General features: G+C 43.5%; 7 protein-coding genes. 5 read left to right on the top strand and 2 right to left on the bottom strand.

Annotation, left to right across the window (positions count from 1 at the left end):
* Positions 1-184: 184 nt before the first annotated feature.
* Positions 185-697 (bottom strand): hypothetical protein, encoded by a 513-nt coding sequence (locus tag V7L31_RS30420; RefSeq protein ID WP_334699681.1) that lies wholly within the window; start codon positions 695-697, stop codon positions 185-187.
* 246 nt (positions 698-943) lie between these two features.
* Between V7L31_RS30420 and nfi the strand changes: the two genes are divergently transcribed.
* From nfi to V7L31_RS30400, 4 genes are all read left to right on the top strand, one after another.
* Entirely contained in the window at positions 944-1,609 is a 666-nt protein-coding gene (nfi, locus tag V7L31_RS30415) for a deoxyribonuclease V (RefSeq protein WP_334699680.1), read from the top strand.
* Between the two features lie 107 nt (positions 1,610-1,716).
* Positions 1,717-2,268: an FHA domain-containing protein gene (locus V7L31_RS30410; protein ID WP_334699679.1), complete on the top strand. Its 552-nt coding sequence runs from the start codon at positions 1,717-1,719 to the stop codon at positions 2,266-2,268.
* A gap of 76 nt (positions 2,269-2,344) precedes the next feature.
* A complete protein-coding gene (locus V7L31_RS30405; protein ID WP_334699678.1) occupies positions 2,345-4,303 on the top strand; it encodes an FHA domain-containing protein in 1,959 nt (652 codons plus the stop codon).
* A 67-nt stretch (positions 4,304-4,370) separates the two neighbouring features.
* Positions 4,371-4,859, top strand: a complete 489-nt coding sequence (locus V7L31_RS30400; protein WP_334699677.1) for a hypothetical protein — start codon at positions 4,371-4,373, stop codon at positions 4,857-4,859.
* Between the two features lie 148 nt (positions 4,860-5,007).
* Here the strand turns inward: V7L31_RS30400 and V7L31_RS30395 are convergent, their stop codons facing one another.
* The gene (locus V7L31_RS30395; RefSeq protein WP_334699676.1) at positions 5,008-5,268 is read right to left on the bottom strand and encodes a hypothetical protein; all 261 of its coding nucleotides are present in this window, start codon (positions 5,266-5,268) and stop codon (positions 5,008-5,010) included.
* Between the two features lie 134 nt (positions 5,269-5,402).
* On the opposite strand from V7L31_RS30395, the gene V7L31_RS30390 reads away from it, so the two are divergent.
* On the top strand, positions 5,403-7,919 hold the full coding sequence (locus V7L31_RS30390; protein ID WP_334699675.1) for a tetratricopeptide repeat protein: 2,517 nt from the start codon (positions 5,403-5,405) through the stop codon (positions 7,917-7,919).
* Positions 7,920-7,933 lie beyond the last annotated feature (14 nt).

Raw genomic sequence — 7,933 nt, 5'->3', positions numbered from 1 at the left:
AATCACAATCAAACTAATATATTTTAAGCCTTCGCCCAAAACTACCATATTTTGGGTTATTTTTATCGAATTTTTCTTAACATTCAACACTTTTGATTTAAAAGTTACTTTAATTTATTAGACTTCTTGCAAAAAAACGGTTATCAATTCTTTATCAACGTCTATACTTGAGCAACATTAAATACTAACGTTCTTTTGTGATTGTGGAGCTACCATTACTAATACTTACTTTTTGAATAAAAACGTTAGTAGAAGATGATAAAATATCAGTGCTGATTTGATTAGCAATAAATTCAAAATCTTGGTTTGTTAATCTCTGTGCGATATCGCCACTTAAGTTAATACAAATAGTTAAATTTTGAGGATTACTATAAGACTCTACCGCTTCTATTTCAGCTTCTTCTATGCCCAAATCAAACTCTTTACTCCAATCTGGAAAATCCTTACCAGTTTGTTGTCCATAAACTTTGACTATTTCAACAGATGCAGCCCCTAAAGCTGTTAAACCTTTGCGGATAAATGCAACTAAAATTTGCTGATTTAGTATTTGGGTAGATTCTAGTATTACCTCTAAGCAAGCATCTTTGAAGGCAACTTTTGCATTGATCCTTTTGGGGTGTAGGTGGCGGTTCATCAGAGATGCGATCGCATCTGCATCTCCCTGCTTTGCAAGTTTGAGAATATTTGGCTGTGTCATAACCACTAAAAGAAAAATCTCGGAAAATAAACTTATATTCTCAGGATTCCCTCTTGACAGCCTTAAGTAACATTATGATGCAAAATCTCAGCTAATCTAAGCTAAAATATTTAGTATAAAGATAGTCTTTACACAGATTTTTAAAAAAATTATATTTCCCCTAAAACAACATCAAAAACTAGTGTTTTTGTGCTTGCCAAATTAACAATATTAATATTAATCAGTTTACTTCCAATTTTAATAAATATGAAGTTTTATCGAGATCATGCTTGGCCATCGACGCTAGAAGAAGCGATAGTTATCCAAGAAGCGCTGCGAGATCGAGTAATTACTGAGGATCAACTGCAAGAACCTATCCAGTACGTTGCTGGAGTAGATATGGGTTTTGAAGCTGATGGAACCATTAGCCGTGCAGCTGTGGCAGTATTGAGTTTTCCTGATTTGCAAGTAATTGAGACAAGCCTAGCACATCGTCCTACGACCTTTCCTTATGTTCCTGGGTTTCTCTCATTTCGGGAAATTCCAGCCGTTCTCGATGCTCTAGAAAAGATTAAAACAACACCTGATATCATCCTGTGTGATGGTCAGGGAATTGCTCATCCCCGCAGATTAGGTATAGCTAGCCATTTAGGTTTACTTATAGATATGCCGACAATTGGTGTAGCTAAGTCCAGGTTGTTAGGGAAACATGAAGAATTGGCAGAAACCAAAGGCAGTACGCAACCACTGATATATGAGGGTGAAACCGTTGGGGCTGTTTTGCGATCGCGCACAGGAGTAAAACCTCTGTACATCTCCAGTGGTCATCGAATTAGCTTACCGACAGCGATTGACTATGTATTACGCTGCACGCCAAAATATCGGCTGCCAGAAACTACACGTATTGCTGATAAATTAGCGTCGGACAGATAAAGCTTGTTGAAGTTTTTTCTAAATACTTGCTTCCACCTACTCAATCGTGTTAGGAATCGCACAGGAAGATGTTGAAGTAGCTAAATACGATTTACAAAGTTAGAACAATGAACGCACTAACTTTACAGTGGCATGATGCAGGTCAAGATAAAACTCAGAACATTTACGAGCAACAGCCAAGTCAAAATCCTGGCACTGTCCGCATCGGTCGCGACCCCCTCCGGTGCGATATTGTTCTGAGTCATCCCACCGTCTCTGGACTGCACGTTGAAATCTTTTTTCATCACCAGCAACAGCGCTTTTATATTAGAAATTTGCGATCGCAAAATCCCCCCGTTGTCGATGGACGGCAATTAGTCCAAGGTGAAATGCCTTTAACTGAGGGCACTAGTATCACTTTGGGACAAATAAAACTCAATGTTACTAGCGTTTCGACGGGTAGCATTCCAGCAACAATTTTGCTGCCACCCCATCCACCAGTAAACATCGGACATCACCACCATCCACCAACACCCTTCGCACCACCGCCAGCAGGAGTTTATGGCTTAGAATGCCCCAAATGTCATAAAGTTTCCCCAGGAGAGAATCTACAAATTGGCTGTCATTGGTGTGGGACATCTTTAGCGGCGGCTGTAAGTGTTTTGGTAGCAAGGAATTAGGGAGCAGGGGGCAGGGGGCAGGGGGCAGGGGGCAGGGAGCAGGGAGCAGGGGAGAATAACTAATGACAAATGACAAATGACAAATGACTTACAAATCCAATTAAGTTGGGAAGAACCAGCGACAGGTGAACGGCGAGAACCAAGGTTGAATATGCCGATCGCTTTTGGTCGAGAATTCGCTCGTTTACCTGCTGAACTTAAGGGAGTGCGCGTTTCTCGGATGCTGCTTAACAGTAACGAAGTTTCTCGCTACCATGCCCTAATTGAGTGGGAACAAGACCATCTAGTGGTGATTGACCAAGGCAGTGTTAACGGTGTCTATGTCAATGGTCAACCACAAACGCGGAGTGTCCTGGCGAATGGCGATACCTTGCAAATTGGCCCCTATTTAATAACGGTGACATTTGTTGCTAACGCCTCTGCACCAGATACTAGCCCCCCTTCAACGATTCGCTTTAACGCAAATACCAATCTTCCAGACCCCAGCTTGCCTGTAGTCCAGCCGCTAACGCCTTTGACAAGTAATTTCCCGCCATTGGCATTTCAAACACAAAAGGTGGCTGTGCAGGCACTTCATGCTACGGGATTGCCAGTAGATGAATCTGATTATCTAGCGATCGGGGCGGGATTGGGTAGCTTTTTATGGACTGATTTGCTGCGAATTAGTGGTGTACGTGCTGACAAAATTGTGGCTTTGGGATTAGAGGCGGAACCTTATGCCCGTTACAAGCGCCTCTGTCTGAATTCGCAAATTCCCTTATATGAAAGACTGCGTTCTAATTCTGACTCTTGTCCTGATAATATTTGGGGCTGGCCTAGTTATGCCTTGCGAGAAGCTTGGGGAGACTTAGGCAAAGGAGAGATAAAGTCAGCATTCAAGTATTTGTGGCAAGTGTTTGCTGAACCAACATTTGCCGAAACTTATACTCCCCGTGCGGGTAACGTCTTTGATTCTATAGATAGGGAGACAAAGCGTATTGGCTGGAATCAAATTTATCGCTATGGGCGAGTTAGAGGAATTCGCAAAACTGATGATGGCAGATATTGCGTAGCTTATTCTCGCGGCCCTGGAAATTATGCTTTTTTAGTTAGTCGTTATTTACATTTAGCTACTGGATATCCAGCAATTCAGTTTCTCCCAGATTTACAAGCTTATAGGGAAAAATATCAAGATTTTAAATCTGTCGTCAATGCTTATGAAGCCCACGATCATGTTTATGAACAACTAGAGCAACATGGTGGTACGGTATTGATTCGGGGGCGGGGAATTGTGGCTTCGCGGATTGTGCAGCGGATTTATGAAGCGAGAAAACGAAATCGGAATATTGCAGTTTTGCATTTAATGCGATCGCCTAAACCCCAAGGTAACAAATTTCAAAGAGCCACGCGCCTAGTCAAAAATCATTACGAATTTCAACCCTTTAACTGGCCGAAAGCCTGTTGGGGCGGCGAACTCCGGGCAATGTTAGAAAAAGCTAGTCCCGATGAACGCAAGCGTTTACTAGCAGACTGGGGTGGAACTACCACCGCCGACCGTCAAGACTGGCAGCAAATTACTGCCCAAGGGTTAAGCGAAGGTTGGTATCAAATTACCTTCGGTGAGGTGCTGGATGTAGAACGAGATGCCCAAAACCGGACTATTACCCGTATCCGAGAGCAAAGTTTTGGGGAAATGAAATTGCTCGCTGACTTTATTGTTGATGCTACTGGACTGGATGCCAAAGTAGATACCAATCCCCTTCTAGCAGATTTGGTGAAACATTACAATCTCCCAGTGAATCATCTGGGGCGATTGACTGTAGCGAACAATTTTGAATTGGTAGAAATGCGTAGTGATAGAGGTCAAATGTATGCTGCTGGGGCGATTACTTTAGGTGGCCCTTATGCAGCAGTTGATAGTTTTTTGGGCTTGCAATACGCCGCATTAGTCGCCGTTGATGGACTCGCCGCCGCCCGTGCTACTGGAGTGCAAAGGTTGAATGTTTTAAGTTCCTTTAGTCAGTGGTTGAAGTGGGTGTTAAATCAGTCACCTTAGTATTAGGGGGCATGAGGCATGGGGGATAGAGTATTTATCTGGCTGTTTTGAGTAGCAAATCCCAACATTGAGGATAAAAGGTGCAACATTGAGGATAAAAGACGCAACGTTGAGGATAAAAGGTGGAACGTTGAAGATAAAAGACGCAACGTTGAGGATAAAAGGTGGAACGTTGAAGATAAAAGGCGCAACGTTGAGGATAAAAGGCGCAACGTTGAAGATAAAAGGCGCAACGTTGAGGATAAAAGGCGCAACGTTGAAGATAAAAGGCGCAGCGTTGAGGATAAAAGGCGCAACGTTGAAGATAAAAGGCGCAACGTTGAGGATAAAAGGTGCAGCGTTGAGGATAAAAGGTGCAGCGTTGAAGATAAAAGGCGCAACGTTGAGGATAAAAGGCTCAGCGTTGAAGATAAAAGGCTCAACGTTGAGGATAAAAGGCGCAACGTTGAGGATAAAAGGCTCAACGTTGAGGATAAAAGGCGCAACGTTGAGGATAAAAGGCTCAAATGGCGATGTCTACGACTGGCTACGCCTACGCAAAATTCTTGTTCTCTGATATTGTGAATAAAATCGGCGGTTAGAAACCGCGTCTACACAGGCAAAACCCACCTCCGTGGGTTTCAACGCTTCAATTTTTCCTTAGTCCGCGCAGGCGGACTTTGTTTGTGTAGCCGCGAATTCCATTCGCCCCAGTTCTAAATTGACTACTTCTTATTTTCCCTTGTCGGCTGCACCATTACAGGCACTAAAGTTTTAACTAAACCCGTAATCGCCACAATCACAGAAGCAATTCCCCCAATGGACAATGAAGTTAAAATTGCCGCCGCCAGAATAATTTCAGTAGGACTGTATCCATCTCGCATCCAGGTAGATGGATTCTCTACCGATGTTGGCGAGGCGGGGATTAATTGCGAAGTTTGGGTGGTTTGATTGGAGTTGACTGGAGTTGTTAAGGCAGTTTTCATGGCTGAACCTCTTCTAAATGTTTCTATGCAAATGGTATTTCTGCCAGAAGAAGAGGAGATTCCCTAGAAATGGAGACAAAGTAGAGAGAAGGTAGAAATTAAGTAGAATCAAGAAGAAATCTCACAAGCTGTCTATGCAATGGGCTGATTTTCTAGCCAATGAAGCTGCTACTAATAGCTTATCCCCAGAGCAAACGGCAGCTTTTGTAGAGCGTTTGAAGACTGAAAACTCAGGGAAGAGTGAGGCAAAACTTGCTAGCGAATTAAACATTGGTGCTGCTGCTCTCAAAAAACGGATGACAGAGGTTTATAACAAATTTGCCCAGAGTTATCCTGAGTTGGCCGCTTCTCAAAGCCGGGGAAGACTAGAAAAGTTACGGGCTTGCCTGACAAACAAATATAATGGCGGGCAAGATCCCCAACCCACAATTAAAGAAATTCATCAAAATATTCCCCCTGCTGTTCCATTTGAAAAATTTGTCGGACGTGAGATGGAACTACAAAACCTGCACCAGCAATTACAAACATCTGGGCAAGTTGCCATTGTAGCTGTGGCGGGTATGGGTGGAGTTGGCAAAACTGAACTCGCTACCCAATACGCCAAACAGCATTTGCAGAATTATCAAGGTGGGGTTTGCTGGTTATCAGCGCAGGGAATAGATGTCGGAATTCAGATTTTCAGATTTGCAGAATTGAAATTTCAACTCATTGCACCGGACGATTGGGAATTAGCAGATAGACTGAGATACTGCTGGCAGAATTGGCAACAAGGTAATGTGTTGCTAGTGTTTGATGATGTCACCGACTATAAAATACAGGTTCAGCCTTATCTACCACCAGAATCACCCCGGTTTAAAGTATTGCTGACAACGCGCCTGGAGTTTGATAGAACTTTGCCGCAATTACCTTTGGGTGTTCTCAAACCATTGGCGGCGATGAAATTATTAAAATCGCTGGTTGATAGAGAACGACTGAAAAGCGAACCTTGGGTTGCGAGAGAAATTTGTAAATCCTTGGGATATTTGCCTTTGGCGTTAGAGTTAGTGGGGCGATATGTGGATACAATGCCAGATTTGTCTCTGGAAAAACTGCTGAAGCGGCTAGAAAAAAAGCGACTGGAACACGAAGCAGTAGCCAAAGCTAACCCATTGATGCATTATGAATACGGCGTTGCTGAAGCTTTTGCATTGAGTTGGGAACAGTTAGATGAGAAAGCACAAGGTGTTGGCTGTTGGCTGAGTTTGTATGCTTTAGCTGATATTCCTTTTTCTGTTGAGGCGATAGAAGATGATGATGCACAAGAATTCTGGGAGAAAGCTATAGCTGAGTTGTGGAAACTGCATCTAATACAATGGCAAAGTAAAGGAATATATCGTTTACATCCACTGATTCGGCAATTTTTCCAAATGAAGTTGGATGAGTTAAGTAATGCAGATGAGGTGAAAACAAACTTTACAGCGCAGATGGTAGAGGTGGCAAAGCAAATTCCGCAACAGCCTAACCGTGAAGATATTTTAAATCTCACTCCCTTTATCTCTCACATTGCAGAAGTTGCAACCCACTTATCCAACTATCTCAGCAACGAGGATTTAATTTGGCCTTTCACACGCTTAGGCTGGTTTTATAAAGGTCAAGGACTTTATCAGCAAGCAGAACCTTGGTACAAACTATGTGTAGAGGTAGCTGAAAATCGTCTTGGTTTACAACATCCCAATGTCGCCGCTACCCTGAACAATCTCGCAGAACTTTACAAATCTACAGGACGGTACCGCGAAGCTGAACCTCTGTATCAGCAAGCTTTAGCACTAACAAAACGCCTACAAGGAGACAACCATCCCGATGTCGCCACTAGCCTGAATAATCTCGCAGGACTCTACGAATATACAGGACGCTACAGCGAAGCGGAACCTTTGTATCAGCAAGCTTTGGCACTAACAAAACGCCTACAAGGACACAACCATCCCGATGTCGCCACTAGCCTGAATAATCTCGCAGGACTCTACGAATCTACAGGACGCTACAGCGAAGCAGAACCTCTGTATCAGCAAGCTTTGGAACTGAGAAAACGCTTACTGGATGACAAGCATCCCACTGTCCCTACTAGCCTGAACAATCTTGCAGCACTCTACTGTTCTACAGGACGGTACAGCAAAGCAGAACCCCTGTATCAGCAAGCTTTGGAACTAATAAAACGCTTACTGGGAGACAACCATCCCAATGTCGCGTCTAGCCTGAACAATCTGGCAGTACTCTACTATTCTACAGGACGGTACAGCGAAGCCGAACCTCTGTATCAGCAAGCCTTGGCACTGAGAAAACGCTTATTGGGAGACAACCATCCCCATGTTGCCAATAGCCTGAATAATCTCGCAGCACTTTACGATTCTACAGGACGTTACAGCGAAGCAGAACCCCTGTATCAGCAAGCTTTAGAACTAAGCAAACGCTTACTGGGAGACAACCATCCCAATGTCGCCGATAGCTTGAACAATCTCGCAGGACTCTACAAATCTACAGGACGCTACAGCGAAGCGGAACCTCTGTATCAGCAAGCTTTGGCAATTTGTGAACAGACTTTAGGTGTAGGTCATCCCGATACAATGAGGATTCGGGGAAATTATGCAATCTTTTTAAGAGAAGCATATCGCTAACGATCGCACCCTTT

Source organism: Nostoc sp. (assembly GCF_036916655.1).
Lineage (GTDB): Bacteria > Cyanobacteriota > Cyanobacteriia > Cyanobacteriales > Nostocaceae > Nostoc.
Note: the sequence above shows the minus strand (reverse complement) of the source record. Positions and strands in the feature narration are given on the sequence as shown.